Source organism: Pseudomonas sp. P4_C8 (assembly GCF_056401975.1).
This window is the reverse complement of record NZ_JBFUIH010000019.1, coordinates 83884-110611: the sequence shown is the minus strand read 5'-3', so window position 1 is coordinate 110611 and position 26728 is coordinate 83884. Positions and strand designations below refer to the sequence as shown.

20 protein-coding genes are annotated in these 26728 nt (G+C 58.5%); 9 read left to right on the top strand and 11 right to left on the bottom strand.

Annotation, left to right across the window (positions count from 1 at the left end):
* Window positions 1-2: 2 nt before the first annotated feature.
* The gene (locus AC1DWM_RS14130; protein WP_477795456.1) at window positions 3-1037 is read right to left on the bottom strand and encodes a histone deacetylase family protein; all 1035 of its coding nucleotides are present in this window, start codon (window positions 1035-1037) and stop codon (window positions 3-5) included.
* 119 nt (window positions 1038-1156) lie between these two features.
* Here AC1DWM_RS14130 and AC1DWM_RS14125 point away from each other — a divergent pair, with 119 nt between their 5' ends.
* Together AC1DWM_RS14125 and AC1DWM_RS14120 are read left to right on the top strand one after the other, a co-directional pair.
* On the top strand, window positions 1157-1657 hold the full coding sequence (locus AC1DWM_RS14125; protein ID WP_223521549.1) for an Lrp/AsnC family transcriptional regulator: 501 nt from the start codon (window positions 1157-1159) through the stop codon (window positions 1655-1657).
* 202 nt (window positions 1658-1859) lie between these two features.
* Window positions 1860-2630: a ParA family protein gene (locus AC1DWM_RS14120; protein ID WP_477795455.1), complete on the top strand. Its 771-nt coding sequence runs from the start codon at window positions 1860-1862 to the stop codon at window positions 2628-2630.
* A gap of 168 nt (window positions 2631-2798) precedes the next feature.
* On the opposite strand, the gene AC1DWM_RS14115 is transcribed toward AC1DWM_RS14120, so the two are convergent.
* Window positions 2799-4073: a glucarate dehydratase family protein gene (locus AC1DWM_RS14115; protein ID WP_223521558.1), complete on the bottom strand. Its 1275-nt coding sequence runs from the start codon at window positions 4071-4073 to the stop codon at window positions 2799-2801.
* On the bottom strand, window positions 4070-5467 hold the full coding sequence (locus tag AC1DWM_RS14110) for an MFS transporter (RefSeq protein ID WP_223521563.1): 1398 nt from the start codon (window positions 5465-5467) through the stop codon (window positions 4070-4072). The genes AC1DWM_RS14115 and AC1DWM_RS14110 overlap by 4 nt, the downstream gene beginning before the upstream one ends.
* A 106-nt stretch (window positions 5468-5573) precedes the next feature.
* Here AC1DWM_RS14110 and AC1DWM_RS14105 point away from each other — a divergent pair, with 106 nt between their 5' ends.
* Window positions 5574-6476 carry a LysR family transcriptional regulator gene (locus AC1DWM_RS14105; protein WP_477795454.1) on the top strand — a complete coding sequence of 301 codons (903 nt, stop codon included), beginning with the start codon at window positions 5574-5576 and terminating at the stop codon, window positions 6474-6476.
* Between the two features lie 79 nt (window positions 6477-6555).
* Here AC1DWM_RS14105 and AC1DWM_RS14100 read toward each other — a convergent pair whose 3' ends face one another.
* On the bottom strand, window positions 6556-6996 hold the full coding sequence (locus tag AC1DWM_RS14100; protein WP_477795453.1) for a hypothetical protein: 441 nt from the start codon (window positions 6994-6996) through the stop codon (window positions 6556-6558).
* A 604-nt stretch (window positions 6997-7600) separates the two neighbouring features.
* Between AC1DWM_RS14100 and AC1DWM_RS14095 the strand changes: the two genes are divergently transcribed.
* On the top strand, window positions 7601-9322 hold the full coding sequence (locus AC1DWM_RS14095) for a type I secretion system permease/ATPase (RefSeq protein ID WP_223521569.1): 1722 nt from the start codon (window positions 7601-7603) through the stop codon (window positions 9320-9322).
* Window positions 9315-10685, top strand: a complete 1371-nt coding sequence (locus AC1DWM_RS14090; protein ID WP_223521571.1) for an HlyD family type I secretion periplasmic adaptor subunit — start codon at window positions 9315-9317, stop codon at window positions 10683-10685. Before AC1DWM_RS14095 ends, AC1DWM_RS14090 begins: the two co-directional genes overlap by 8 nt.
* A 135-nt stretch (window positions 10686-10820) precedes the next feature.
* Here the strand turns inward: AC1DWM_RS14090 and AC1DWM_RS14085 are convergent, their stop codons facing one another.
* Window positions 10821-16436, bottom strand: a complete 5616-nt coding sequence (locus AC1DWM_RS14085; protein WP_477795452.1) for a putative Ig domain-containing protein — start codon at window positions 16434-16436, stop codon at window positions 10821-10823.
* 282 nt (window positions 16437-16718) lie between these two features.
* Complete coding sequence (gene gfa / locus AC1DWM_RS14080; RefSeq protein ID WP_477795451.1) at window positions 16719-17297, bottom strand: S-(hydroxymethyl)glutathione synthase; 579 nt, start codon at window positions 17295-17297, stop codon at window positions 16719-16721.
* 303 nt (window positions 17298-17600) lie between these two features.
* Here gfa and AC1DWM_RS14075 point away from each other — a divergent pair, with 303 nt between their 5' ends.
* The gene (locus AC1DWM_RS14075) at window positions 17601-18278 is read left to right on the top strand and encodes a dTMP kinase (protein WP_223521707.1); all 678 of its coding nucleotides are present in this window, start codon (window positions 17601-17603) and stop codon (window positions 18276-18278) included.
* Window positions 18279-18734: 456 nt separating this feature from the next.
* Window positions 18735-19640, top strand: a complete 906-nt coding sequence (locus tag AC1DWM_RS14070) for an NmrA/HSCARG family protein (protein ID WP_477795450.1) — start codon at window positions 18735-18737, stop codon at window positions 19638-19640.
* Window positions 19641-19658: 18 nt separating this feature from the next.
* Here the strand turns inward: AC1DWM_RS14070 and AC1DWM_RS14065 are convergent, their stop codons facing one another.
* On the bottom strand, window positions 19659-20570 hold the full coding sequence (locus AC1DWM_RS14065) for a LysR family transcriptional regulator (protein ID WP_223521711.1): 912 nt from the start codon (window positions 20568-20570) through the stop codon (window positions 19659-19661).
* 128 nt (window positions 20571-20698) lie between these two features.
* Between AC1DWM_RS14065 and AC1DWM_RS14060 the strand changes: the two genes are divergently transcribed.
* On the top strand, window positions 20699-21604 hold the full coding sequence (locus tag AC1DWM_RS14060) for a pirin family protein (protein WP_477795449.1): 906 nt from the start codon (window positions 20699-20701) through the stop codon (window positions 21602-21604).
* Window positions 21605-21958: 354 nt separating this feature from the next.
* Complete coding sequence (gene wrbA / locus AC1DWM_RS14055; RefSeq protein WP_223521715.1) at window positions 21959-22561, top strand: NAD(P)H:quinone oxidoreductase; 603 nt, start codon at window positions 21959-21961, stop codon at window positions 22559-22561.
* 180 nt (window positions 22562-22741) lie between these two features.
* Here wrbA and AC1DWM_RS14050 read toward each other — a convergent pair whose 3' ends face one another.
* From AC1DWM_RS14050 to AC1DWM_RS14035, 4 genes are all read right to left on the bottom strand, one after another.
* Complete coding sequence (locus tag AC1DWM_RS14050) at window positions 22742-23608, bottom strand: patatin-like phospholipase family protein (RefSeq protein ID WP_223521716.1); 867 nt, start codon at window positions 23606-23608, stop codon at window positions 22742-22744.
* 224 nt (window positions 23609-23832) lie between these two features.
* Window positions 23833-24696 (bottom strand): phytanoyl-CoA dioxygenase family protein, encoded by an 864-nt coding sequence (locus AC1DWM_RS14045; RefSeq protein ID WP_477795448.1) that lies wholly within the window; start codon window positions 24694-24696, stop codon window positions 23833-23835.
* A 10-nt stretch (window positions 24697-24706) separates the two neighbouring features.
* Window positions 24707-25486: an ABC transporter substrate-binding protein gene (locus tag AC1DWM_RS14040; RefSeq protein ID WP_223521721.1), complete on the bottom strand. Its 780-nt coding sequence runs from the start codon at window positions 25484-25486 to the stop codon at window positions 24707-24709.
* 46 nt (window positions 25487-25532) lie between these two features.
* Window positions 25533-26708 (bottom strand): M20 aminoacylase family protein, encoded by a 1176-nt coding sequence (locus AC1DWM_RS14035; protein WP_477795447.1) that lies wholly within the window; start codon window positions 26706-26708, stop codon window positions 25533-25535.
* Between the last annotated feature and the right edge of the window lie 20 nt (window positions 26709-26728).

Below are 26728 nucleotides of genomic sequence, written 5' to 3'. Positions count from 1 at the left end.
ACTCAGGCGCGTTTGCTCTCGTAACCATGCAGCACGTTTACCGCATTGATCCCGATTTCATCGACCATGTAGCCGCCTTCCATCACGAACAGGGTGGGGCAGCCCACACCTGCTATCAGCTCGCCGATGCCGATGAAGTCTTCGCTTTCCAGCAGGAAGTGGCTGATGGGATCGTCCTTGAACGTGTCGACGCCCAGTGAAATAACCAGCATTTCAGGGGCAAATTGCTGGAGTTTCTTGCAGGCGTGGAACAAGGCGTTGCGGTAACTTTCCCAGGTGGTGTTCTTCGGCATCGGATAGTTCAGGTTGTAACCTTCGCCGTGGCCTGCGCCGACTTCGTGGCTGAAGCCTGAGTAGTACGGATAGGACACTGCCGGTTCACCGTGCAGCGAGACAAACATGACGTCGCTGCGCCCGTAGAAAATGTTCTGGGTGCCGTTGCCATGATGAAAGTCGACGTCCAGTACCGCGACACGCTTGGCGCCTTGGGTAATGGCCTGCTGTGCAGCAATGGCGGCGTTGTTGAGATAGCAGTAGCCGCCCATGTATTCACGTGCGGCGTGATGGCCGGGCGGGCGGCACAGGGCAAAGGCACTGTCGTGGCCTTCATCGATCAGCGCCAGTCCGGTCAGCGCGATATCGGCGCTGGTTTTTACCGCTTGCCATGTGGTTGCGGTAATGGGGGAGCCGGCGTCCATGGCGTAGAAACCCAGCTTGCCGTCGATGAACGTCGGGACTTGCTCGTTCGCCAGATCGCGCACTGGCCATACCAGCGGCAAGGCATCGTGGGTGCGTCCGGTTGCGCTCCATTCAGACCAGGCGGATTCCAGAAAAGTTACGTAGCGCTCGCTGTGCGCGTTGACATAGCACGACCGGTCAAATGCTCGTGGTTCGATGATCTGGCCTAGCCCTACCTGTTTAACCCGATGATGGACGGTATCAGCCCGACTGGGCTGTTCGAAGGACGGTTTGAGCACGCCGTCTTTCAATTCGGTGCCGTGGTGCAAACGGTGGGAATCACTGAAAACTGTAAACATTGTGCGCATCCGTTGAAGTGAGCCAGTGCAAATATTTTGTTCTGCTGCGGATGCGATTTCTTTGCTTTGTTTTCATGGTTTGGTAGATATGGCGGGTTGTTTTACTCAGGAATGGCGCTATGCAGAAAAAAATATCCAAACGCATCAGTCTCGACGACACCGACCTGGCGATTCTCGCGTTGTTGCAGGAGGATGCGAGTATCTCCAACGCCGAGCTCAGTGAGCGCCTGTCGTTAAGCCTTACGCCTTGCTGGCGGCGTCGTAAGAGAATGGAGGAGGCGGGCGTGATTAAGGGCTATCAGGCGAACCTTGATCGACGAATGCTGGGGCTGGATATCCTGGCGTTCGTGCACATCCGTTTTTCCACCCACGCTGATCACGCTCCCGACGCTTTCGAGGCGGTGATTGCGCAATTGCCTGAAGTGTTGTCCTGTCACAAGATCACCGGGGATGCCGATTACGTGCTGCAAGTGTTGGCAGAGGATCTTGATAGCTACAGTGACTTTATAGAGCAGGTGCTCAGGCGTCAGGTGGGTATTGCCTCCATCCAGTCCAGCCTGGCTTTACGCGAGGTCAAGACCAGTAGCCGCATTGCGATACCCAAATCGAGCAAGGACTGAGCGGGCAGGGGTTAGATCACCTTTTCAGGGGCGTGTTAGGAGACTGTATTGTTTCGACGGCACTTGGCAGTCAAACGCTCTAATCCGCGGCTTCGGCTAATCACTGTCGTAAAACTGTAATGTTACGGTCATAGAATTGACACGACTTCTTACATTTGACCTAAGCTGGCCTCTGGCCTTTTTCACGGATGAGCAAGCCCCCATGCGTCGTGTCGTATTCAATCAGAAAGGTGGTGTTGGAAAATCCAGCATTGCCTGCAACCTTGCCGCTGTGAGTGCTGCCGAAGGCTACCGAACGCTGCTGGTAGATCTCGACCCCCAGGCAAATTCGACTCACTATCTCACTGGCCTGATCAACGAGAGTATTCCGACGGGCATCGCCGATTTTTTCAAACAAACATTGTCTGGCGGCTTCGAAGGCAGAAAGAGTCGCGTGAACATCATCGAGACCCGTTACGACAACCTCCACCTGGTGGCTGCCAGCCCCGAACTGTCAGACCTCCAATCAAAACTGGAGAGCAAGTTCAAGATCAATAAGCTGCGCAAGTTGCTGGTAGAGCTTTCCGAGGATTATGAGCGCATCTACATCGATACACCTCCGTCACTGAATTTTTATACCTTCAGCGCGCTGGTGGCTGCGGACAGGTTGCTGATTCCGTTTGATTGCGACAGTTTTTCTCGTCAGGCGCTGTATCGCGTCATCGCGCAGGTAGAAGATCTACGTTGTGATCACAATGAATCACTGAAAGTGGAAGGGGTGGTGGTTAACCAGTTCACTGGGCACACTGGCTTGCACCAAAGTCTCGTTGATGAGCTGCTGGCAGAAGGATTACCAGTACTGCCGGTTTACCTGAGCAGCTCCGTCAAGATGCGCGAATCTCACGAAGTTTCAGTCCCCCTCATCCATTTAGCTCCTCGCCATAAGCTTTCACTGGAATTTGTTGGCTTGCTGGATGCCCTGGAGCGGGCCTGACGGTGGAGCAGTCAACACTGCGTTGCCTGACAGTCCGCCATCGCGAGCAGGCTCGCTCCCACAGGTTCTTGCCCTTTAACTGATCGGCATTAGGCGAGGGTGTCCGCGTATGTTTTATCGGTGCTGAATAACCGGTGCCTTGCCCTGACAGCCGGGCACCGGACACCCTCAAAAACGCGGTTTGATGGTTTTCCAATCAGGCTTGTAACGCTGCATCTGTTTCACATCATCGCGCTGGCGAATGCCACAAGTCAGGTATTGGTCATGCAGCTTGCCCAATTGATCGTGATCCAGCTCCAGGCCCAACCCGGGCGCTCGGGTAATTTTCACGCAACCATCGACGATGGGCAGCTTGCCGCCCTTGATCACCTCTTCGTCCGGCTCCTGCCAAGGGTAATGCGTGTCACAGGCGTAATCGAGATTGGGCACCGAGGCGGCGACATGCGCCATGGCCATCAGGCTAATACCCAAGTGTGAGTTGGAATGCATGGACACGCCCACGCCAAAGGTTTGGCACATTTTCGCCAGCGCCTGAGTGTCGCGTAGCCCGCCCCAATAGTGGTGGTCGGCGAGGACGATCTGCACGCTGTTCAATGCCACACTGCGGCGAAACTCATCGAAATCAGTGACCACCATATTGGTCGCCAGCGGCAGGCCGGTACGTTTGTGCAGTTCGGACATACCCTCCAGGCCCGGCGTCGGGTCTTCGTAATATTGCAGGTCGTCGCCCAGCAGTTCGGCCATGCGGATCGAGGTTTCCAGGGACCAGTTAGCGTTCGGATCGATCCGCAGCGGGTACCCCGGGAAGGCCTTTTTCAGCGCCTTGATGCACGCAACCTCATGCTCTGGCTCCAGCGCGCCAGCCTTGAGCTTGATGCTCTTGAAACCATAGGTCTCGATCATGCGCCTCGCCTGGGCGACGATCTGCTCTTCGTTCAGCGCTTCACCCCAGCTGTCTGGTTTGTAAGGCGAATCGATATGCTGGGCGTATTTGAAGAACAGATAGGCGCTGAACGGAATCTCGTCACGGATCGCACCGCCCAGCAAGTCCACCAACGGCACGTTCAGCGAGTGTGCCTGTAAATCCAGGAACGCCACTTCGAACGCCGAATACGCATTGCTCACCGCTTTGCTGGCGTGCGAACCGGGTGCCAGTTCTGCGCCGGCGATGCTCGCCGGTTTGTTCGCCGCCACAGTGGCCTGCACGATGGCGCGCAGCTGATTGAGATTGAACGGGTCGAGGCCGATCAACTTGGCTTGCAATTGCTGCTGGATCGCCAGCGCCGGAGCGTCGCCGTAGCTCTCACCCAGGCCAATGTAGCCATTGTCGCTCTCGATCTCGATGATCGATCGCAGCGCAAACGGTTCGTGGATACCACTGGCATTGAGCAGTGGCGGATCACGGAAAGCGATGGGGGTGACGGTGACTCGTTTGATTTTCAAGAGGCTGCTCCCTTTGAACCTGAACTCAAGGCTTGTTGACTGATGGATTTTTTGCAGGCTGCGTCTGCGACGGGTTTGCCGGTCAGCGAGCGAAAGGCGTCGCCACGGGGTGCCGTGCGGGCGAAAAAGATCATCACGGCCGCTACCAGTGATGTGGCGGCCAGGCCGTAAAGTCCACCCTCGATAGAGCCGGTTTTTTGTTCCAGAAATCCGAACGCCGTCGGGGCGACGAAACCGCCAAGGTTGCCGATGGAGTTGATCAGGGCGATCACTGCGGCGGCGATGCGCGCATCCAGATAGCCTTGCGGAATCGGCCAGAACAACGCCGAGGCAGCCTTGAAACCTATGGCCGCAAAACAGATGGCGACGAAGGCGAAGATCGGTCCGCCCGTGGTCGACATGAACATGCCGAAGGCCGCAATCACCAGCGTCAACGACACCCAGGCTTGCTGGTGTTTCCATTTACTGGCCATGGCGGCGAAGCCATACATCGCAACGATGGAAATGAGCCACGGAATCGAGTTGAACAGGCCGACCTGGAAGTCGCCGAGGTTGCCCATTTTTTTGATCATGCTCGGCAGCCAGAACGTGGCGCCATAGATGGTCAAGGCAATGGAAAAGTAGATAAAACAGAACAGGGCAATTTGCTTGTCGGCCAGCAATTTGAACATCGACGGTTTGATCGTCTGCGCGGCTTCGCGAGCCTGCTGCTCCAGCGCGATGGCGCCAACCAGCGCGTCCTTTTCTTCGGCGCTCAGCCATTTCGCTTCACGCGGATGGGATTGCAGCCAGAACCAGACAAAACCGCACAGGACGATGGAGGCGAAGCCTTCAATCAGGAACATCCACTGCCAGCCATGCAGGCTGAAACCGCTGACGTTCAGCAGCGCACCGGACACCGGGCCAGAAATGACCGAAGCAATGGCGGAACCGCTGAGAAAGATCGCCATGGCTTTGCCTCGTTCAGTCGACGGCAGCCACTGGGTGAAGTAGTAAATGATGCCCGGAAAAAAACCCGCTTCGGCCGCGCCGAGAATGAAGCGCAGCACATAGAAGCTGGTTTCGCCACGCACGAAGGCCATGGCCATGGCCGCTGCGCCCCAGGTGAACATGATGCGCGTCAACCAGGCGCGAGCACCGTAGCGTTGCAGCAGCATGTTGGAGGGCACTTCGAATATCGCGTAACCGATGAAGAACAGCCCGGCACCCAGTCCATAGGCCGCTGCGCCGATGCCCAGGTCGGTTTCCATGTGGCTGCGTACGAAGCCGATGTTGACCCGGTCGATGTAGTTGACGATGAACATCACCACAAACAGCGGCAACACATGGCGCTTTACCTTGGCTGCGGCGCGGGCAAGCACATTCGGGTCCGGCGGATTCTGGAGGGTATTCAAGAGGCAACTCCCGATCATTGTTTTTTTAGGGACGAGCCGATCATGGACGCGGCAATTAATCCCGTCTAATCTAACTTGGCATTCGATTGATACCTGGATTAGATCAATGTTCGAACTGACTCAACTGCGCTGCTTCACCACGGTGGCCACCGAACTCAACTTTCGTCGCGCCGCCGAGCGCCTGAACATGACGCAACCGCCCCTCAGTCGACAGATCCAACTGTTGGAGCACCACTTGGGTGTCGAACTGTTCACCCGTACCACCCGCAGCGTTGCTCTCACCGCCGCCGGTCGCGCCTTTTTCATCGAAGCGCAGAATCTGCTGGAGCGCGCCCAGCAAGCCGCCGTCACTGCCCGACGTTTTGCCGAAGGCGACATCGGCTCGGTCAACATCAGCTTCGTTGGCAGCGCGGTGTACGAATTCCTGCCCAAGGTCATTGCTGAAGCACGGCTCAAACAGCCTCATGTCAAAATCGATCTGTCGGAGATGAACACCTACCAACAGCACGAAGCCCTTCGCGCCCGGCGTATCGATCTGGGCATCGTCCGTGCGCCCTTGCTGGAACCGGGCTACGCCACCGAGTGCCTGGTGCGCGAGCCATTTGTCTTGGCTGTCCCCAGTCGCCACCCGCTGGCCAGTGCCGAAACCGTGTCCGTCAAAGACCTCGATGCGCAACCGTTCCTGATGTACTCCCACGCCGCCTATCCACCGTTCAACGAACTGCTGACCGGCATGCTGCGTTCAGCCCGCGTCGCTCCGGAATACGTGCAATGGCTCGGTTCGTCACTGACTATTCTGGCGCTGGTCAACGCCGGAATGGGCCTGGCCCTGGTCCCTCGCTGTGCCACCAGCGTGGTGTTCAAGAACGTGGTGTTTCGGGATATCGATCTGGGGGAAGGCGTACAGAGCGAGCTGCATTTAATCTGGCGCGAGAATAATGACAACCCGGCGTTTGCGATGTTGCTGGAGGGGATTCGAAAGGCTGTGAGGGAAGGGTGGGGCTTGTGAATTTGGCCATTTTTTTGTTGGCTCAAATGTAAGTCTGGGTTACGCAGTTATTGAGCGGTGATCTGGTTAGCGCAGAGCGCTAGCTACAAGTGAGACTGACTGCCTTTGCGGCGCGTTCGAGTTGTTGTTTAACATCGACGGGTATCCGCTGCTTCTTTAATCGTTGTTCGAGGAATGCTTGATTGCCTCGAGCGTCCACCTCGGCCTCGACAGCGGCGTCCTCCGCTTCTATGGCGGCAGAGTGACTCTCCATGACCGTATCAACATCTGCCGCGCTATTCGCACCTTCGAGAGCGCGGATCAGTTTCGCCACTTCCTCTTCTTCAGCGTTAGCGTACGCCTCTACGGTCATCCCGGCAGCCAAGGCTCGCGCTCGAATTTCCACTCCTTTTAAGGCGTGCCTGGCTTCACTGCAAGAAACCTCTTGATTCTGCTTTGCGACGGCTCTCCATTGGAGTAGACCAACGGTCATCGTGCCGATAATTGCCAAGGTGATAGCACCGCTCAGGATCCGCTTCATGGCCACTCTTGGTCTCTATGAAGTGAGTTTTCGATAGGCGTCGCTTCATCTCATGTCGATGAGATCAAAGCGTAGCATTTACGTCAGTTTAAGGGGCTGTCGATCTCCTGCCACCGACGGTGCAACCTGGAACTGACTTACTGACTATAGCTAGGAGCAGATGAACCGGGTTCAAAATTTTGTCCTGATTTACTCCTGGGCATGAACGCCCGAGGTTTCAAAAAGAATCTCACAGCGGCACCCGAGCGTCTTGGATTCTCTCGTTCTACTGGCCTTTAAAAATCTTTTTAAACCCGAAGGTTCAAAGGAAAAGGCAACTTTGCAGGGCGGTACGTCGTCCCTGAGCCGTCAATCCCCACCTTGAGGCCCTCAGGTCCCCTTGGGCGAATGCAACATTCCCGCCCGTCACCCACATGAACCCCCAGCCTGTCGAACCGGCACTAACCCGTCGTTGCGTTGTCAGTAATTGGCACCTGTAGCGACGAGGATCGTCACTGATAGCGGCACATCAAGCTACGTGTAGTGTTTTCTCCAATGCCTTACGGCAAAAAAACTCGCGACGGATTGCTCTTGGACCGACTATTCCTTTTGCGGGCGACACTCTATGGGTTTACTTCTCGATCCGCGTCATGACATTGATGCCGCTTTATTAAGCTATCGCCGGGTGTTCTGGTCGCTGGCGCTGTTCAGTGGCGTGATCAACCTGCTTGTGCTGGTGCCGTCGCTCTACATGATGCAGGTGTACGACCGGGTCCTCACCAGCCGCAACGAAACCACCTTGTTAATGCTCACATTGATCGCCCTGGGACTGTTCATGTTCAGCGCCCTGATCGAGTGGGCACGTGGTGTGGTGATGATTCGCATGAGTGCGGGGCTGGACGATGCCTTGGGCGAGCGGATTTTCGACGCTGCCTTCGCCCGCAGCCTGCGCGAGCACAACGCCAATCCGGCGCAGGTGCTCACCGATCTGGCGACACTGCGTCAGTTAATCACCGGCCAAGGTCTGATAGCCTTGCTCGATGCGCCGTGGTTGCCAATCTTCCTGCTGGTGGCGTTCATCTTTCACCCCTGGTTCGGCGTGCTGACGCTGGTTCTGGCCCTGGTGCTGATTGGCCTGGCGCTGTGGGGCGAGTTGGCGACTCGCACGCGCTTGGGCGAAGCCAATCGCCTGGGTGTGCAGTCATCGATCTATGTAAACAGCACGTTACACAATGCCGAAGTCATCCAGGCCCTGGGCATGCTCGGGCCTTTGCGCCAGCGCTGGAGCCTGCTGCAGCAACGCATCATTGCCGCCCAGGCCCATGCCAGCGATCGTAGCGCGCGTATCACTTCGACGACCCGTTTTGTACGCATCTCCGGACAGTCGCTGGCCCTGGGGCTGGGGGCGTTGTTGGTGCTTGAAGGCCAATTGTCGGCGGGCATGATGATTGCGATGTCGCTGCTGCTGGGGCGGGCGCTGGCGCCCGTGGAAATCGCCATTGGCTCGTGGAAGCAATTCAACTCCGGCCGCCAGAGCTACCAGCGCCTGAGCCAACTGCTTGCCCAGCATCCGCGCGAGCGCCTGCGCATGCCTTTGCCACCGCCCACCGGCGCGGTGCGCCTGGAGCAGTTGTATGTCGGCCCGCCCGGCGCCTCGCAACCGGTCCTGCGGGGCATCAATTTCAGCCTTGCCAAAGGTGATGTACTCGCCGTCGTCGGCCCCAGCGCCAGTGGTAAATCAACGCTGGCCAGAGCGCTGGTCGGGGTATGGCCGGCCATGGGCGGGTCGGTGCGCCTGGACAATGCCGAGATCAGTCAATGGTCCCACGACGCCCTGGGCCCACACCTCGGATACCTGCCTCAGGACATCGAGCTGTTCGACGGCAGTGTGGCCGACAACATTGCCCGCTTCGGCGAGCAGGACGCCGACAAGATCATCGCCGCCGGGCGTCACGCCGGCATTCACGAGATGATCCTGAGGTTCCCCAAGGGTTACGACACGCCGCTGGGCCCCGGCGGGCTTGGCTTGTCCGGTGGACAAAAGCAACGCCTCGGCCTGGCTCGCGCGCTCTATGGGTGCCCGTCGCTGATCGTGCTCGACGAGCCCAATTCCAACCTCGATGAAGCCGGAGAGCTGGCGCTGGTGCAGGCCATCAATGCGCTCAAGGCTGCTGGCAGCACCGTGGTGCTGATTACCCACCGGCCTAATGTGCTGGCGGTGGTCGATCACATCCTGGTGCTCAAGGACGGCACTCAACAAGCATTCGGTCCACGGGATCGGGTACTCAAGGCATTGATGCCGGGGCCAAGACCGGCCGCAGTCAGGGAGGCTGGCAGAAATGCGTGATCTGACCCCCGGGACACAAATGTACAGCGAGCAGGGGCTGACCGTGCGCGGCACCACGCCGCAGCCCTGCGCCAGTACCGACGCCGGGGGGGCGGCACGCTATGGTGTGGGTTTCCTGGTCCTGACACTGGGCGGCTTCCTGCTCTGGGCCTGCCTGGCGCCGCTCGACCAGGGGGTCGTGGGCAGCGGCACTGTGGTGGTGGCGGGCGAACGCAAGGCTGTGCAGTCGTTGGTCGGTGGGGTGGTGGAAAAGCTGCTGGTCAGCGATGGCGACCGCGTCACGCAGGGACAGTTGCTGGTGCAGCTCAATACGGTGCAGGCGCAGTCGCAACGGGATGTGACCCTGGGCAAGTTGCTCAACGATCGTAGCGTCGAGGCGCGATTGATTGCCGAGCGCCTGGGCTCAGCCGAGATCCAATGGCCCGCTGAACTGCTGGAACGTGCCGACGAGCCACGGGTCAAGGCCGCCATGGTCTTGCAGAGCCAGTTGTTTCTGACCCGCCGCGCAGAATTGGGCAGCCGCTTGCAGATCATCGAACACGAAGTCGCGGCATTGCAGCAGCAATTGCAAGGTTACGAAGGTGTCAAACGTAACTACGACGCGCAGATGCGTTTCCAGCAGCAGGAGCTGGAAGGCCTGCGTGGTTTGGCCAGTGAAGGCTACATTCCGCGGAACAAGCTTTTAGAGGCCGAACGCAACGCAGCCCAACTGGCCGGGCAGATTGCCTCCGGGGTGGGCGATGTCGGCAGGACCCGCCAGGCGATCAACGAAAGCGGGCTCAAGGCCTTGCAGGCGAAGCAGGAATTTCGCCGCGATGCCGAAACCCAGCTCAGCGAGGTCTCTGCCGAGGCCGCAGGTTATGCCGATCAGATTAATGCCTTGCAGTTTGAAGTCGACAACGGTGCGATCCGTGCGCCGGTGTCCGGGCAGGTCATGGACGTGAGCATTCATACGGTCGGGGGCGTTGCGCAGGCCGGCCAAACCCTGATGCAGGTGGTGCCGCTGGACGCGCCGATGGCGATCACCGCGCGCTTCGAGCCGCTGATGGCCAATAAGTTGCGCCCGGGGCTGCCGGTGCATGTGCATTTCACCGCGCTGCAACGGGTGGATACGCCGACCGTCACCGGCACGGTGACTACGGTGTCGGCGGACCAGTTGATCGATGAACAGACGCGCCAACCGTACTTTTCCGCCAAGGTCGAAATTCCCGCCGACACCGTCGCCTCGCTGCAGGCCTCCGGCCTTCTGGTGCGCCCCGGCATGCTCGCCGATGTCACGGTGGTAACGGGGGAACGCACCTTGATGAATTACCTGATGAAACCTTTGCGTGAACGCCTGCTAGCGGCCTTCAAAGAGGAATGAGCATGACCGCCGTTGCCGCTATCGCGGCGGTCGCGACACGCCATATCCCCTGTAGGAGCGAGCTTGCTCGCGAAAGCGGTAGATCAGTCAGCCTGCTTGCTGAATGTTCCGCCGCCTTCGCGAGCAATGTGCAACTCAGGCTGCAAAGTCGCTGGCGTGCAGCTCCTTGACGCCCACCAGTTCGAATTCGAACTCAGGGGTGGCGTCGGCGTTGACACTGCCTTCGAGGATGCCATCGGCAAAGCGCAGTTGGCCGGTGGCGTTGGTGGGGTCGAAGGCGTTGCTGCCGATGAACGTGAAGGCGTCGACGGTGGCCGTCAGGGGGTTGGCATCCAGGCCGGTAAGGTCCAGATGATCACCCTCGGTGGTCTTGAAGCCGCTGATCACATCACGCAAAGCCCCGACGCCCATGTCCGACAGGGCAGCAAACGCGTAAGTGTCCGCGCCAGTGCCACCGGTAAGGCTGTCAGTGCCTGCACCGCCGATCAGCCGATCATCGCCCGAACCACCCACCAGCGTGTCGTTACCCGCACCACCGTTCAGAATGTTCCCGGAGCTGTTGCCCGACAGATTGTCGGCGTAAGCGCTTCCCGTCACGTTTTCGATAAATTTCAGGGTGTCGAGCCCGGAACCCACGGTGTTTTGTTGTGCGGACGTCGATAGGCTTACGGTAACCCCCGCCGAGGCACGCTCATAGGACACTGTGTCATTGCCATCGCGCCCGTCCAGCACGTTGTTGCCGGCACCGGCGAACAGCGTGTTGTCCAGCGCATTCCCTGTGCCATTGGCAGCGCCAGCACTATCGATATACAGATTCTCGACGTTGCTGCCGAGGGTATAGGCCGCCAGGCTGCTGTGCACGCTGTCGATCCCTCCAGGCACCCTATTGCTGTTGGTCTCGATCACGCTGTCGTCGGCGTTGTCGACATAGTAAGTGTCGTTGCCATCGCCACCGCTCATGCTGTCGTCACCTGCGGCACCATCGAGCACGTTGTCGGCGGCATTGCCGGTGATGAAGTTGCGCCGCTCATTGCCGGTACCGTCGATCTCCGACACACCGGTGAGCACCAGGTTCTCGAGATTGGCGCCCAGCGTCCAACTGACCGAGGCCTGCACCGTATCGATCTGCGAGGTCGAGGTGTTGGTTTCTACCACGCTGTCGAACGCGTTATCGACCACGTAGATGTCGTTGCCATCACCCCCGGTCATGGTGTCGGCGCCCAGGTCTCCATCCAGTGTGTCATTGCCCGAGCTGCCTACCAGAGTGTCCGCTTGATCGGTGCCGGAAATCATCCCGCCCTGGTTCTGAGCGTTGTCGAAAATGTCCTGCACGCTGTTGTTGTCGTTGGGGTCGCCCTGGAAGCCAAGGTCATCGGCGATGTAGTCGGCCAGGCGCTGGCCGACGATTTCTGCCGATTCCTCGTGAAGGTGCCAGACGTCATCGGGATACACCAGCGGATCGACTTCATAGCGCAAGGGCAGGTCGGTGTAGTCCACTGCCAGCTTGACGTCGGCGCGCTCGGTGGCGATGGCTTCCTGGGCGGCGCGGACATAGCCGACCCCCTCGACGATGGAGGCAATCTTCTCTTCTGAATAACCACGGGCACGCGCCGCGTCCTGCTCGTAGTGACCGGTTTCCATCATGTACACACTGAAGTTGCCGAACTGGGCATGCAGGTAATCGAACACTTTTAGGGTCGCGGCCTTGTACGCCGCTGCGGCCGCCGGTTTGTCCGTCGCGCGGCCGATCTCTTGGGCGGCTTCCTCGCCCTGGCCCCAAATGATGCCCATGGTGACGTTATCGATGGATTGGAGTTCGGTGAGCTGGTCCTGCAGCAACGCTACGGCACGCAACAGCGCAGGTCCGGGTTGGTTGGTGTCGGTCAGCCACCAGCACAACTTGAGTTCCTCGGCGCTCAGGGTCGACAGGCCGTTGACTGTGCTTCCACCCACGGCGATGTCAATGCCGTTGCCATCGGCGTCGGTGAACTGGCTGCGCACGTCATAGGGGGTGTAGCGGTCCAGGTCGTTGACCAGCATCGAGGTGCCGGACTGATCGTCGTCCTCCGTCATGCGCAGCAGGCGCGCATTGGATTGGCCGAGTGTGGGCAGGTAGAGGATGTCTTGCTGGGCTCGCTCGCCGAACACGAAATCACTGGTGGTCAGGGTGTTGAGGTAGTTGCCGTTGAGGGCGATTTCGAAGCGATTACCATCGGCGTCGGCCTCGGCGGATTTGATGTAGGTCTTGTCGCCGGCGGCATTGAGGGTCGTGTACAACGTGCCATTGCTGCCATCGCCAAGACCGAGAATGCCAAGACCGGAAACATTGATCTTGTCGACGCCCACGGTAAAGTCATAAATCGTGTCGGTGGCCGTGACGCCGCCGGTGTCATAGTCGCGATAGCTGTCGAGGACGTTGGTGTAGCGGAAGGTGTCAGCACCGTCGCCGCCGTACAGCGAATCGCGTCCGGCGCCGCCGTCGACGATGTCCGCGCTGGTGCCGGCCTTGATGGTGTCGTTGCCACCGAGGCCGAGGATCAGGTCGGCGCCCGCCGTGCCGTTGAGACTTTCGGCATTGTTGGTGCCAGTGATGGTGTTGTCGGGCGCATCGGCCACCGCCAGGGCGAAGCTGTCGCTGACCGACGCACCTGAAGGATCGGTGGCCTTGACCAGTACGTTGTAATTACCAGACGCTGTGCTGATCGGCGTGCCGGTGAACGTCAGGCTGGTGGCGTTGAAACTCAGCCAGGCGGGCAGGGCTCTGCCGTCGGCGAGGGTCGCGGTGTAGGTCAGCACATCCTGGTTGGCGTCGGTGAAGCTGTCGTGGGCCACGGTGTAGTTGAACGGCGTGCTTTCGGTGGCGTTCTGGTCGAGGAGGGGGATGGTCACCACCGGCGCTATATTGCTGGGGGTGTTCTGGTCGGCGAAGACAAAATGACTCGTCGTCAGGCTGTTGACCAGGTTGCCCGCCAGCGATACTTCGAAGCGGTTGCCGTTGGCGTCGACGGTGAGATCCTTGAGGTAGGTGCGGTTGGTCGAAGCGCTGTAGGTCATTTGCAGCGTGCCGTTCAGGCCATTGCCCAAGGCCGTGTAGCCGAGCGCCGAGACATCGATCTTGTCGGCGGTCACGTCGAAATCGAGGATCTGGTCACTGGCGCTGGTGGAACCGGTGCGGTAGCTGTCGAGCTTTGAGGTGTAGCGGAATACGTCGGCACCCGCGCCGCCGGTGAGTTTGTCCACGCCAGTGCCGCCGATCAGAATGTCGTTGCCGGCGCCACCATTAAGGGTGTCGTTACCGCTGCCACCGAACAGTTGTTCGTTGGCAGCAGTGCCCGTCAGCGTGTCGTTGTTCGGCGTGCCATTGATCATAGTGGGTGCGCCGGGTACATCCTGTACGGCCAAGGTAAAGCTGTCGCTGACAGTTGCATTGCTGCCATCGGACGCGGTGACCTGTATCGAGTAAGTGCCCGACGCCGTGTCGCTTGGCGTGCCGCTGAAGGTGCGGGTGGCGGCGTCGAAGGTGAGCCAACCGGGCAGGGCGCTGCCATCAGCCAGTTTGGCGGTGTAGCTGAGGCTGTCGTTATCCGGGTCGGTAAAACTGGTGGCCGGCACCACATAACTGAACGGGGTGTTTTCGGTGGCGTTCTGATCCAGCAACGCCGTTGCCACCACCGGTGCCTGGTTAGTCGGTGACGACGTGGCAAAGACGAAGTTGGCGCTGCTCAGCTTGTCGACGTAGTTGCCGTCCAGTGCCACCTCGAACCGGTTGCCATTAGCGTCGGCGGTCAGGGTCTTGATGTAAGTCTTGGTGCCAGCAGCATTAAGCACCAGGTACACGGTGTTGTTTTTGCCGTCCCCCAGGCCGGTGAAACCCATGGCCGAGAGGTCGATCTTGTCGGCGGTGATATCGAAGTCGGTGATCAGGTCGCCAAGGTTGACGCCGCCGGTGTTGTAGTTGCGATAACTGTCCAGGCGGTTGGAGAACACGAAAGTATCCGCCCCGGCGCCACCAGTGAGAGTATCCATGCCGGCGCCGCCATCGAGCTTGTCGTCGCCCGCGCCACCACTGAGGCTGTCGTTGCCCGCCAGGCCGAGCAAGGTGTCGGCCGAATCACTACCCGACAGCGAGTCGCTGCCGCTGGTGCCGGTGACCACCCGATTGAAAATGAAGTGGCTGGCGGTCAGGGTGCTGGCCAGGTTGCCCGAGAGAATCAACTCGAAGCGATTGCCGCTGGCGTCGGCATCGTAGTCCTTGATGTAGGTGCGGTTGTTGCTGGCGTTGTAGCTGACCTGCAAGGTGCCGCCACGGCCATTGCCCAGGCCGGTGAAACCGAGGCCGGCGAGGTCGATCTTGTCCTGGGTGACATCGAAGTCGGTAATGGTGTCATCGAAGCTTGCGGTTGCGTTGCGGTAACTGTCGGACTGAGCGGCGAAACGGAACGTATCCGCGCCGGTACCGCCGGTGAGTTTGTCGATGCCTGCACCGCCTACCAGAATGTCGGCGCCGGCCCCACCATTGATGGTGTCGTTGCCGGCACCGCCGTAGAAAATCTCGCTGGCGGTGCTGCCCAGCAGGGTGTCGTTGCCAGCCGTGCCTTGCACGGTGGTCATCGGCACCGTGGCGCTGACGTAGCTGCCGTCGCCATAGACCAGCGTGGCCCCATTGCTGGTGTGGCTGATGGTGTTGCCGATGATGGCGTTACGATCGGTGCCGTCTTCATTACGCTCTGCAACACCGTAGGTCGACAGGTTGCTGCCGCTGATGATGTTGCCCTGGATCGTGTTGTCGCTGCCGTTGAAGTACTTGCCGGACACGCCCAAGGTGTCGTCGTAGGACTGGATGATGATTTCCGGCACGGGGCTGCCCAAGGAATTGTTGTTGAGCGTGTTGTCGATGATTTCGACGTGGTTGCTTCCGTAGACTCGGATCCCGGCGCTGGTGTTGTCGTGGATATCGACGCCGCTGACGGTCACCTCGCTGGACAGTTTGATCAACACCCCTTCGGCCCCGTTGCCGTACACCTCGCCACCGGTGATGGTGATGTGGCTGGGGGAGGGGATGTTCTCGCTGCCGCGCTGCACCACGATGCCAGTGCCGCCATTGTTGTAGGCAACGTTGTTGGTGAGGGTGAAGTCGTGGGTGCTGGTGACGACGTTAAAACCGTGGCGATCATTGTCGTAGGCGACGTTGTTTTCGAAGGTGCTGTCGCTGAGGAAGTCAGCCACGAAGCCGTCCAGGCCATTGCCGTGGGACACGCTGTTCTTGATGACCATGTTGATGGTCTGCTCGTGGGGGTCGAAACCGTACCCGGAGCAATCCTTGATTTCAACGCTGTCGAGGGTGACGTTGGAGTCGTAGCCTTCTACGCCGGGAATGTAGCCGTTGAACCAACCGTCGATCTTGCCGGTGGTGTTGTCGCGGTTACCATCGATGGTGAGGTTGCTGACGCCAAAGTCGTGGGTTTCCTCGCCATAGGCCGAGCGGATGACCCCCGTGATCTTGGTGTCAGAGCCGTCAGCCACCTTGACGGTGGTTTCGCCCATGCCGTCGCCGTACAGGTAGACGTTGCTCTTGAGCATCAGGCAGCCGTCGGAGGGTTCCTCGCCTCCCGAAACGATATAAGTTCCGGTCGGCATATACACCTGCCCGCCGCCTGCGGCAGCCGCTGCATCAATCGCACTTTGTATCGCCGCTGTGTCGTCTGTGATGCCATCTCCTATGGCGCCAAAATTCTGTACGTTGAAAATCATAAACTTACTCCGTATCAGGTTAAAACCTCGATAGGCGCCAATATTCCATCGGCGGCCACCGTGTTATGACCCAGCGGAGCGCAAAAGTTTTGACAGAAAACCGAACTAACTGATCAGCGGTTGTGAGGTGTTTCAAATAAGTAACGTTCTGTTGACGCTTGCTTAAAGTGCCACTATCGCAGCATCGGCCAGGATCGTGCCCTGGCCGAGCAGGCCCGCATTGCCTTACTGGAAAACGAAAAAGCTCATGCCACCGACAGGGTCGCCGCGATGGCCGATCAATCAGGCGGCGGGGAGCAGACCTTTCTGTCTCGCAACATGAGTCGCCATTGCGTCCATCAAGTCCGGGGACAGGCAGTCATAGGGCTCCAGGCCGATCGAGCGCAGGCGCTCACGGATCGCCTTCATTTGCGCTGGCGGTGTGCCGGTTTCGATGATGGAGGACACGAACGCGGCGAAACCCGGCGCAGCCCATCCGCTTTGTGGAGATAGTTCGGTGTGGACGAAGTCCAGGCCATAAAACGCATGGTCCTTGTTCTCGATGCGCCCGAAGAGATGGGTGTGGCACTGCTTACAGGCGTGGCGCTGAATGGTGGCGGTTTCGTCGATAATTGCCAGTTTCTCGCCGTGGGCAGTGACGCTGACTTTGTCCCGAGGTACCACGGCGATGACGGCGAATGTCGCGCCTTGCGGTTTCCAGCATTTGCTGCAGCCACACGCGTGGTTATGCAGCGTTTGTGCGTCAATCCTGACCTCGACCTTGTCGGTCGCACACAGGCATTGCAGGGTGCCACCTGTGAAATTCGTGGCGGCGGGTTGGATACCATTGTCCAGTGCAGGGTGAAGTTTCAAGGTGGTCATGCTGGCGTCTCCTTTGCAGTTTGTCCCCAGATAAAGGATAGCTCGTCGTTCGAAGCGTTCCTCTTGGCGGATAAAACCTCGAGCGAGAGAAGTTCTGCCCAGACACATCATTTAACTTATGGGCGATGACCGATGTTCATAAGCGGCGGTAACCCTGATTTGAGACCCGTTAGCCAGAAAGCAGGTTAGAGTGTTCATCAATGTCTGTTCATAAGGGCCCTCCACTCGATTCGCGTAGTCACGCCAAGCGGCTCCAGCGAACGACCGAGCAAAAAAAACCGTATATCAATCGTTATGTGAAGAATGAATCGTCCGCTGTTTGTTTCTTTAGATGGGCCCAAGGGAGCCGGTAAAACCACACTGTTGGAGGCCGTTACGAAAGTACTGAGGGCAGACAACAAAAAGGTGATCCGGCTTTGCGAGAAAAAAAGCGATCCCTATAGGGGTGAAACAATGACCCTCGTTAACAAACTCGTCAGAAATCCCACCCGGGATTTGGAGTTGGAGGTTTGTGAGCGCTTTGCTGATAGCCGTACCTGGATTTCCCAGCACGTGCTGGCTAAACAGCCACCAGGCAGCATTATCTTGATCGATCGCTGGTACCCATCTGATGCCGCGTTTCGCCGGATAGTACCGTTTGCAGAAATTCTACAATTGAACATTGATCGAAACGTGCAAGTGCCAGACCTGCATGTCGGGGTTGTCACCAACCCTGAAATTTCATGGGCAAGGGCAGCGGCACGACGGCGTGGGCTGAGCAGTACGGTGATCCATAAGCTGGAAGAACATGTCGCTTGTACCCAGGCGTTCGAGCAAGCGATTGCAGATCACGGCTGGGTTTTATGCCGTAATGAAGGAACGATCGAAGACGCAACGATGCAGGTGGTTTCTGAGATCTATAGAGTCCTTCAATGCCCCGTAGGCGAAGTTCGCTGCGCCGGCCTTGATGCGGTTGAGATAGCCGTAGATATAGATCGTTAGCAGAATCGAAGGGTTGATTTGTCGCCGCAGCGGTAGCCGGCTGACGCTTTGATCTGGGTGCCAGTCATCGAACTCTGAGCCGAAGCTGCCCGGGGTGGGTCTTACATGATCAGACGGTTCGAGCGTCCATTGCTGGAGATGTATGCCAAGTGAGTACCACGCGGGCATGATTCTTTATCGCGAGATGTAGAAGCCTGGCGCGGCAGTGGCGGGTTGACTGCAAGCCTCGTGTTTTTCCGCAACTCTCCCGCCAGTTCCAGGTCACTTGGCCGCGCGCTGATCTCCTCGCCAATGTTCTCGAAAGTGGTGCATGACGGGTCATTCCTCTTGCAGGTGGATGAGTGCAATCCAATTGTCTCGGCTAGTCAATCAATCGGTCCAACTCTACTGTTTCTGGCATCGGGTCGTGAGGCCCGCCGATTTTTCTATCCAGCCAACTTTCACAGGAAAACGACCATGTCAGACACCCGGAAACTCATCGCCGTTGTCGGTGCCACCGGTCATCAGGGCGGCGCAGTTGTGCGTGCGTTGCAGGCGAACGGTCAATTCAAGGTCCGTGCATTGACGCGCAATCCGGCGGAACATCCGCAGTTGGCGGACGAAGTCGTGCTGGCGGATCTGACGCATCCGCAAACCCTGGAAGCCGCGTTTGCCGGGGTACACGGGGTGTTTCTGGTCACCAATTTCTGGGAGCCTGGCACGGACGAGCACACCCAGGCACTCGCGGCTATCCACGCGGCGAAAGCTGCCGGCGTTCAACACTTCATCTGGTCGACGTTGCCGAACGTGGAGTCGATCAGCCAAGGTAAGCTCGATGTCCCGCATTTCACCAACAAGGCAAAAATCGACCAAATCGTGAGTGAAGCCGGATTCGCGCACCACACCTTCGTGATCGCGCCGTTCTTCTACCAGAATCTGCTCGGCGTAATGGCTCCGACTCAACAAGCCGATGGAACCATTGGCTGGGCGATGCCAATCGACCCGCAGCAGCGCGTTATTCACATGGGCGACATCACCGAGCTTGGCCACGTCGTTGTCGGGGCATTCACGCAGCCTGAACTCGCCGGTAACGGCGAATATCTGCCGATGGTCGGTGACTTCCTGAGCTTCAACGAGGTAATTACCGAGTTGAATCGGCTGGGGCACCATTTCTCGTTCAAGCACGTCCCGCAAGAAGTTTTTGCCGGCTGGTTCCCGGGGGCCGGGGAAGTCGCGCAAATGCTCGCCTACTTCGAGGCCCATACCTACCTCGGTGCGGATTCGCTCGATGCCATCGCGCTGGCCAACCGAGTCGCCGGCCGACAGCCGACGAAATTTGCCGCGTGGGCCCGGGAGAACTTCGAAATTCCGGCGTCCGCCTGACGCAACAATCGCCACTCGCTATCGATACCCTTGCGGCGTGTCTGGCGCATTCATCTTCTGGATCACCAGCCCGATGAACGCCGACACGGCAAGTGGCAGCTGCCGGCGGCTCGGGTACAGCACGTTCAGTCCATAGCCTTTGGGCTGGTATTGCGGCAGCACCGGGACGAGCACGCCGGCCTCTACTTCAAGCCTGGCCATCACGGGCGGCAGCAGCGCGATGCCCAGCCCGGCCGCGGCAGCCTTGCGCAGGGCCTGGGCGGTATTGCCGCTGAAGCGCCCGGCAACTTGCACTTCTTCCTCGCCATCGGGACCGACCAAACGCCATGTGGCGTGGCCGCCGGGTTGCGCGGAGATCACGCAGTCGTGGCTCGCCAGATCCTGCAACGTGCGGGGTGAACCACGCTCCGCGATGTAGGCGGGGCTGGCCACCATCCCGACGCTAAGCGGGGCAAGGATCTGACGGCCGACATAGCCCGAGTCGCGCAATGGCCCACCGCGAAAGGCGACGTCGATCTGCTCTGCGATCAGATCGGCCTTCGCATCGCTGAGCACGAAATCGAGTCGCACACGCGGATGCGCGGCCAGAAACCCGGTGACCCATTCCATCAGGAAAAAGTCGAAAAAGTCGGCCGGAGCTGCCACGCGCACCAGCCCACTGGGTTCGTTGCTGCCCGTCATCAACGCCTGTCCCGCTTCGAGCAGGCCATCGACGGCACCCACGCATCGCTCGTGAAAGCCTTGGCCGGCACTGGTGAGCGTGAGCTTGCGAGTGGAGCGTTGCAGCAGCCGCGTGCCGAGTTGCGCTTCGAGCTGCTGGATGCGGCGACTCACGGTATTGGCTGGCATGCCCAGCCGCCGTGCCGCTTCGGCAAAGCTGCCGCAGCGTACAACCTGCACAAACATGGCGATGTCATTGAGGTCGATCATAACGGGACATTCCTGCCGTTGGTGGACGAGTGCAATCCAATTGTATCGACTAATCAAGTAATCGCCCCGGCCTTATTGTTTGAGGCATCGGCCCTACAGCCTCCCAACTTCGCACGGCAGGTTTACCCATGACCCTACTACAAACTCAAATCGGTACTCGCTCTGACCGCGAAACCATCACCGACCGCGCAATTAGCTACCGCACCCCCGGTAGCAGRCATGGCTCTATTGTCCGGTTGATGAGCCCTTCCGATCTGGGCCACCTGATCAAGCCTTTTGTGTTCCTCGACCTGTTTGAAGGTGAGAGCTCATTCATCAACGGCATGCCAATGCACCCGCACTCGGGCATCGCCACCGTCACCGTTATTACCGAAGGCAATTTGCGCTTCGAAGATGCTGATTCGGGCAAGGGGATGATTGACTATGGCGGTGTCGAATGGATGCGGGCCGGAGGTGGCGTGTGGCACGGCAAGGAAATGTCGGTCGGTACATCGAAGCGGATTCAGGGGTTTCAACTGTGGGTGGCACTCCCACCGGCGTTGGAAAACGCCAGCGTCGACAGCCAATACCTCGAGTCGAGGGTGATGCCAGAAGTGGGGCCGGCGCGTGTGATTCTCGGGTCGTATCAAGGGGTTCAAAGCCCGGTCCGCGCTCCCGCCGGGATGAACTACCTGCTGGTCACGCTGCCCGCCGGGGAATCCTGGACCTATATTCCACCCAATGGACACGAGTCATTGTGGTTGAGTGTCAGCCGCGGAACCCTTTCCGTTCCCGGTGTGGTCATGGCGGGAGAAATGGTCATCTTCGAGCCAGGTAACGGTGCTGTTACGCTCAAGGCCATGCACAAGGATACGGTCTTCGTGATCGGCTCGGCAGAACCTCATCCCTACGATCTGGCTCTGGGGAACTACTCGGTGCACACCAACCCGCACGCCTTGCGGTCGGGGGAGGCGAAAATTGCCGAGATTGGCGCCCGGCTGCGTGAATACCTGAAAAAGTCAAACGGGTCAGCCAGCGTACCGGTTTTCAAGTGACCCACTGAAACTCTGATGCTTTTGCTGTTGGTCGATTTCAGCCTGTCGCGAAGGGCTATAAACGACCCATAGCCGACGCTCACCGAATGAATGACTCAATTGGAGGCCAAATGGTTTCATAGCATCGCATTGGACATCACGCTTGAAGGGCGATGGCTACGATCCTGCTCAGAAGCGCCATGCCATGTCTGACGGCAGGCAAACTACTGAGCTGCTAGTGTTAGTCAGCACGCCGTCAAAGTCTCAGCAGTCTCATGGGGCATCCGGCGCTATGCCTACGCTGTTGTCCATCGACGGCGGGGTAATCCAAGGTGTTTCAAACCGATCGAATGGTTCTGAACCGAGGAAAAAATCATGGCGAAGGTACTTGTTCTCTATTACTCAATGTACGGTCACCTCGAAACGATGGCTGGCGCAGTGGCCGAAGGCGCACGATCCGTACCCGGCACCGATGTGACGCTCAAGCGTGTCGCCGAAACCATCCCGGCCGAACAGGCAGCTGCCATCGGCGTCAAACTCGACCAGAAGGCACCGGTGGCGACACCTGACGAGCTTGGCAATTACGATGCCATCATCTTTGGTACACCTACGCGCTTTGGCAATATGGCGGGACAGATGCGTACGTTTCTCGACCAGACCGGCGGACTGTGGATGAGCGGCGCGCTGGTCGGGAAAATCGGCAGTGTCTTTGCGTCGACCGGCACCCAGCACGGTGGCCAGGAAACCACTATTACGTCGTTCCACAGCACACTCCTGCATCAGGGAATGGTCATCGTGGGTGTGCCTTACACCTGTGCAGGGCTGACCAACATGAGCGAGATCACCGGCGGTACGCCCTATGGCGCGACCACCCTGGCAGGTGCCGACGGAAAACGACAACCGTCACAGAACGAACTGGATATTGCGCGCTTCCAGGGTAAGCACGTCGCTGAGCTTGCAAAAAAGCTCGCCGGTTAATCCGTGATGGACTAGCACTTTCAAATGATTGGTGCGACGGTTGGCAAACAAAAAAGCACACAGCGCGGCTGCGCTGCACCAGACGCCGTGACCATCTGCGCTATCAAAGCAGGCATCGTTCTGGGTGCTCCGGCCTGAAGGTTCGCTGGTGCGGGCCTTTTTTTTGGTAATTCACATCACTCAATGCTCATGGGCATGCGAATGGATGGTGAGGGCACCAGGAACCTTGGTGCGTTCGAGCCCCCCACGTTCCAGCCACCGGAGGGTCTGCTCATAGGCACGCTGCAGCAAAGACTCGGTCTGGTCAAAGTTGAAAACCGAGACATCCACCGGGCACAAGGGCGGGACGATGTGCAGACTGGTGAAAGTGCGGAAGTGTTCGATGTCGCTCACCAGTTGGCGCATGCTCATCAGATTGACGGTGTGCAGGGCTAAGGCGACCAGTCCTCGGGGAGGTTGCCTTAGGTCGCAACTCATTCCGGTGGGGATTACCACGACGTTGGTGGCTCCCAAGGCTACGGCAGTCGAAATAGGTGTATTGCTTGCCACGCCGCCGTCAACCAGGAACTGATCGGCGATTTGTACGCAGGGGAACACCAGCGGAATGGCAGCGCTGGCCAGTAACGCCTGCTCGAGTTCGCCACTGGACAGAACCGTCTCGGCACCACTGAGCAGGTTGGTGGTGACGATGTATAGGGGCAGCACCGCATCCTCAATGCGGTGAATGGGCAGTGCCTGACCCAGCAGCCGATTCAAGGCCGACGGCTGCAACAGATAGCCACGCCGTTTGATCAATCCTCTACAGGTATCGAACCAAGAGAGGGGGAAGATGTCAGTTTTACTCAGTCCGCGCCAGAATCCGGCGAGCGCCTCGACGCCGTCGGAGTCGGGCCTTGCGGCAAAGTAGGCACCGTTGATAGCGCCTACCGAAGCGCCAACCACCATATCGCATCGAACATTGGCCTCAACCAGGGCCCGCAACATGCCCACCTGCACCGCCCCCAAACTGCCACCGCCAGCGAATACGATTGCGGTTTTGGTCGCCATGGCGGAAGTCTCTGTGCGGAAATGTATCGAATGAGTGTAGCTGGCGGGTCGGCATTACTTCCGGCAGCCCGCCACATGATCGATATTTCGCAAGTCAGGAGTTACGGACCATGCCGAATCCCAACGGAAACGGGATGAATGCGTAACATGCCCCGGCTTTCCTGTTCCGTGAAACAACCGACCCACTCCCATCACCTGTTTTTGAGCCATTCTGCATCATAAACTTATCGCTCGGAGATTCTGGTTTCTCGATGCCAGAGCGTCGGAAAAAGCTCGTGCTCCATAGGTACATCTGATGCCAGAGCATCTTTCAGCCCTGGAAAGTCGGGTGAGGTGGCCCAAGGTCTCGGCGCATGCCGCACGTCATCGCCTATGACCCTCACTGAAAACGCGCGGCGACGGTTATTCCCGCCCACGCCAGCAGAGGCATGCAAAGTCAACATGTTGAAACACACCATGTCCCCCGGCGACAACGTCCATCCGAGAATGGGAAAGTCCTCGCGATGGCTTTCAATATCCGGTAGCTCGCCTAGTGTTCCCTCGGAGAACCATTTGGCTTGGCTGTCCATGAAGGACCGAGGCATCAACCAGGGGCCCTTGTGTGAGCCGGCGATGAATTCGAGGGTCGATTCCCTGGGCACGGGGTCAACTGGAATCCAGAAACTCACGGTGTCCGAACCRGTGATGTTGTAGTAAGGCTGGTCCTGGTGCCAAGGCGTGCGTTGGCGCGTATTGGGCTCTTTCACCAGCAAGTGATCATGGTGCAGGCGCACCTGTTGGCTGTTCAGCAGGGCGGCCGCGATTGGGGCGATGGCGGAGTTGAAGATGAAGTCGCGATAGTGTGCATTCTCTTGCCAGTTACAAAAGTCCTCGAAGAACCATCCCGGATCTGTAGGGCTGCTCGCCACTTTTGCGCGAGGGCTGGGATGGGCAAGGTTGCGCTCGATGCCTTGCGTCAGTTCGCTGATTTGCTGCGCAGTAAACGCATTACGGATACACACTGCACCATCAGTTTGAAAGGCACGCACAGTCTCGTCGCTGACGGGGAAGGCAAAACGAGATTCACCGCGTTGTGTCATTTCGTCCATGGGGATTACCTCATTCGCCGTAAATATCGAAGTTGAAGTACTGCTTCGCGATCTGGTCGTACTGGCCTGATTGGCGAATACTGGCAATGGCCGTGTTCAGCTGCTCTCTGAGATCAGGCTCGTTTTTTCGGACACCGATAGCAACGCCATCGCCAATGATGCTTTTGTCGGTGATGGGCTCACCGGCGAAGGCAAAGCCCTGGCCTTGAGGCTTTTGCAGTAATCCGATGTCGGCTTGTACCGAAGCCTGGAACGAGGCATCCAGGCGTCCAGTGATGAGGTCTGAAAACACCTGGTCTTGGGTTTGGTAGGAAAGGATATTGACGCCTTGGCGGCCCCATTGCGACTTGGCATAACTTTCATGTAGCGAGCCTTGAACCACCCCAACCGACTTGCCTTTCAATGATTCTGCCGTCGGCAGCAATCCGGTGTCTTTTCTGGCAACGAGAGAAGACGGCGCGGTGTAGATTTTGTTGCTGAAATCGACCTGCTGGCGACGTGCCTCGGTGGCGCTGAATGCAGACAGGATGGCGTCAAATTTCTTCGCCTTTAACGCAGGGATCATGCTGTCGAAGGTCTGCTCGACCCAAATACACTTGACCCGCAACTCGGCACATAGGGCATTGCCCAGATCGATATCAAAACCACTCAATGAACCATCTGGCTGCTTTTGCTCGAAAGGTGGGTAGCTAGGGTCGACGCCGAATTTGATCACCGGTTCTGCCTGCGATAGCGGGGTGATGATCAACCCGAATAGCAGGGTGATGTATTGAAATTTGCATAGTTGCATGATGACCTCATTTTTTATTGGTTTTCACGGTTTGGCAGGTCTTTGCTCAAGCGTCGAGTGGCAAGAAGGCCTCAGTCAACTTGACCCAATAGCCAGCGCCCCGTATCAGGATGTCGTCATTGAAGTCGTAGCGAGGGTCGTGAGCCATGCAGCTCTTTTCACCGTCGCCATTGCCGATAATCAGATAGCTGCCAGGGCATTGCTGCAGGAAGTAGGCGAAATCCTCGCTGCCATTGAAGGGCACGATGTCGTTCATCACCTCGTCCTCACCGAGCCAGTCGATGGCCACCTGGCTGGCAAACCGGGTCATTTCTTCGTCATTTACCAGCAAGGGGTAGTCGGCACTGTAGTCGATCTCGGCGGTCGCGCCGAATGCCTGCGCCTGGGCGTGAATGAGGTGTTTTATCTGGCTCTCCAGACGGTCCCGGACGGCATTGTTCAGTGAGCGGACGGAAATCAGCATGTGCGCGCTGTCCGGGATCACGTTGGACGCCTTACCTGCGTTAATGGCCCCGACGGTGATAACGCTCATTTCCTGAGGTGAAGTGTTGCGCGAGACGATTGTCTGCAGGGCCATGATGATGCTTGCGCAGACCACCACGGGGTCGACGCTCAGATGCGGCATCGCGCMGTGACCGCCTTTTCCGTGAATCGTGACATTGACCTGGTCGGCGGAGGCCATGAAGGGCCCGGCTCGGAACCCGAGTTTTCCGACAGGGTAACCAGGCATGTTGTGTGCAGCGAACACTGCATCGCAGGGGAACTGTTGCAGCACGCCTTCCTGAATCATTCGTCGGGCGCCGGCCAGACCTTCTTCGGCCGGCTGGAAAATCAGACGGACCGTGCCATCGAACGGATGGCCATGGGCGAGGGCGTAGGCGGCGGCGAGGAGCATGACCGTATGCCCGTCATGGCCACACGCGTGCATCTTGCCCGGTATCCGGCTTGCATAGGGGAGCCCGGTTTTTTCCAGAATAGGCAGTGCGTCCATATCAGCCCGTATGCCGATCACACGCGAACTGGTGCCTTTCTTCAGCGTGGCGATGACTGCGGTTTCGGCGAAGCCGCGCGTCACGTCGTAACCCCATTTGATCAATCGTCCGGCTACCAACTCACTAGTCTCGACCTCCTGATAACCGAGTTCAGGGTTGGCATGGATCTGGTGGCGCAGTTCGCGCATTTCCTGCTCAATCTCTTTTAACAGCGTGATGGTCTGTGTCATTGGCAGTGTTTTTCCTTGGT

Coding starts and splice junctions, on each gene's coding strand:
- AC1DWM_RS14070 (WP_477795450.1), top strand. CDS start 18,735: ATGTCAGACACCCGGAAACTCATCGCCGTTGTCGGTGCCACCGGTCAT.
- AC1DWM_RS14075 (WP_223521707.1), top strand. CDS start 17,601: ATGAATCGTCCGCTGTTTGTTTCTTTAGATGGGCCCAAGGGAGCCGGT.
- gfa (WP_477795451.1), bottom strand. CDS start 17,297: ATGACCACCTTGAAACTTCACCCTGCACTGGACAATGGTATCCAACCC.
- AC1DWM_RS14095 (WP_223521569.1), top strand. CDS start 7,601: ATGGGTTTACTTCTCGATCCGCGTCATGACATTGATGCCGCTTTATTA.
- AC1DWM_RS14050 (WP_223521716.1), bottom strand. CDS start 23,608: ATGGCGACCAAAACCGCAATCGTATTCGCTGGCGGTGGCAGTTTGGGG.
- AC1DWM_RS14065 (WP_223521711.1), bottom strand. CDS start 20,570: ATGATCGACCTCAATGACATCGCCATGTTTGTGCAGGTTGTACGCTGC.
- AC1DWM_RS14040 (WP_223521721.1), bottom strand. CDS start 25,486: ATGCAACTATGCAAATTTCAATACATCACCCTGCTATTCGGGTTGATC.
- AC1DWM_RS14100 (WP_477795453.1), bottom strand. CDS start 6,996: ATGAAGCGGATCCTGAGCGGTGCTATCACCTTGGCAATTATCGGCACG.
- AC1DWM_RS14125 (WP_223521549.1), top strand. CDS start 1,157: ATGCAGAAAAAAATATCCAAACGCATCAGTCTCGACGACACCGACCTG.
- AC1DWM_RS14120 (WP_477795455.1), top strand. CDS start 1,860: ATGCGTCGTGTCGTATTCAATCAGAAAGGTGGTGTTGGAAAATCCAGC.
- AC1DWM_RS14105 (WP_477795454.1), top strand. CDS start 5,574: ATGTTCGAACTGACTCAACTGCGCTGCTTCACCACGGTGGCCACCGAA.
- AC1DWM_RS14090 (WP_223521571.1), top strand. CDS start 9,315: ATGCGTGATCTGACCCCCGGGACACAAATGTACAGCGAGCAGGGGCTG.
- wrbA (WP_223521715.1), top strand. CDS start 21,959: ATGGCGAAGGTACTTGTTCTCTATTACTCAATGTACGGTCACCTCGAA.
- AC1DWM_RS14130 (WP_477795456.1), bottom strand. CDS start 1,037: ATGTTTACAGTTTTCAGTGATTCCCACCGTTTGCACCACGGCACCGAA.
- AC1DWM_RS14085 (WP_477795452.1), bottom strand. CDS start 16,436: ATGATTTTCAACGTACAGAATTTTGGCGCCATAGGAGATGGCATCACA.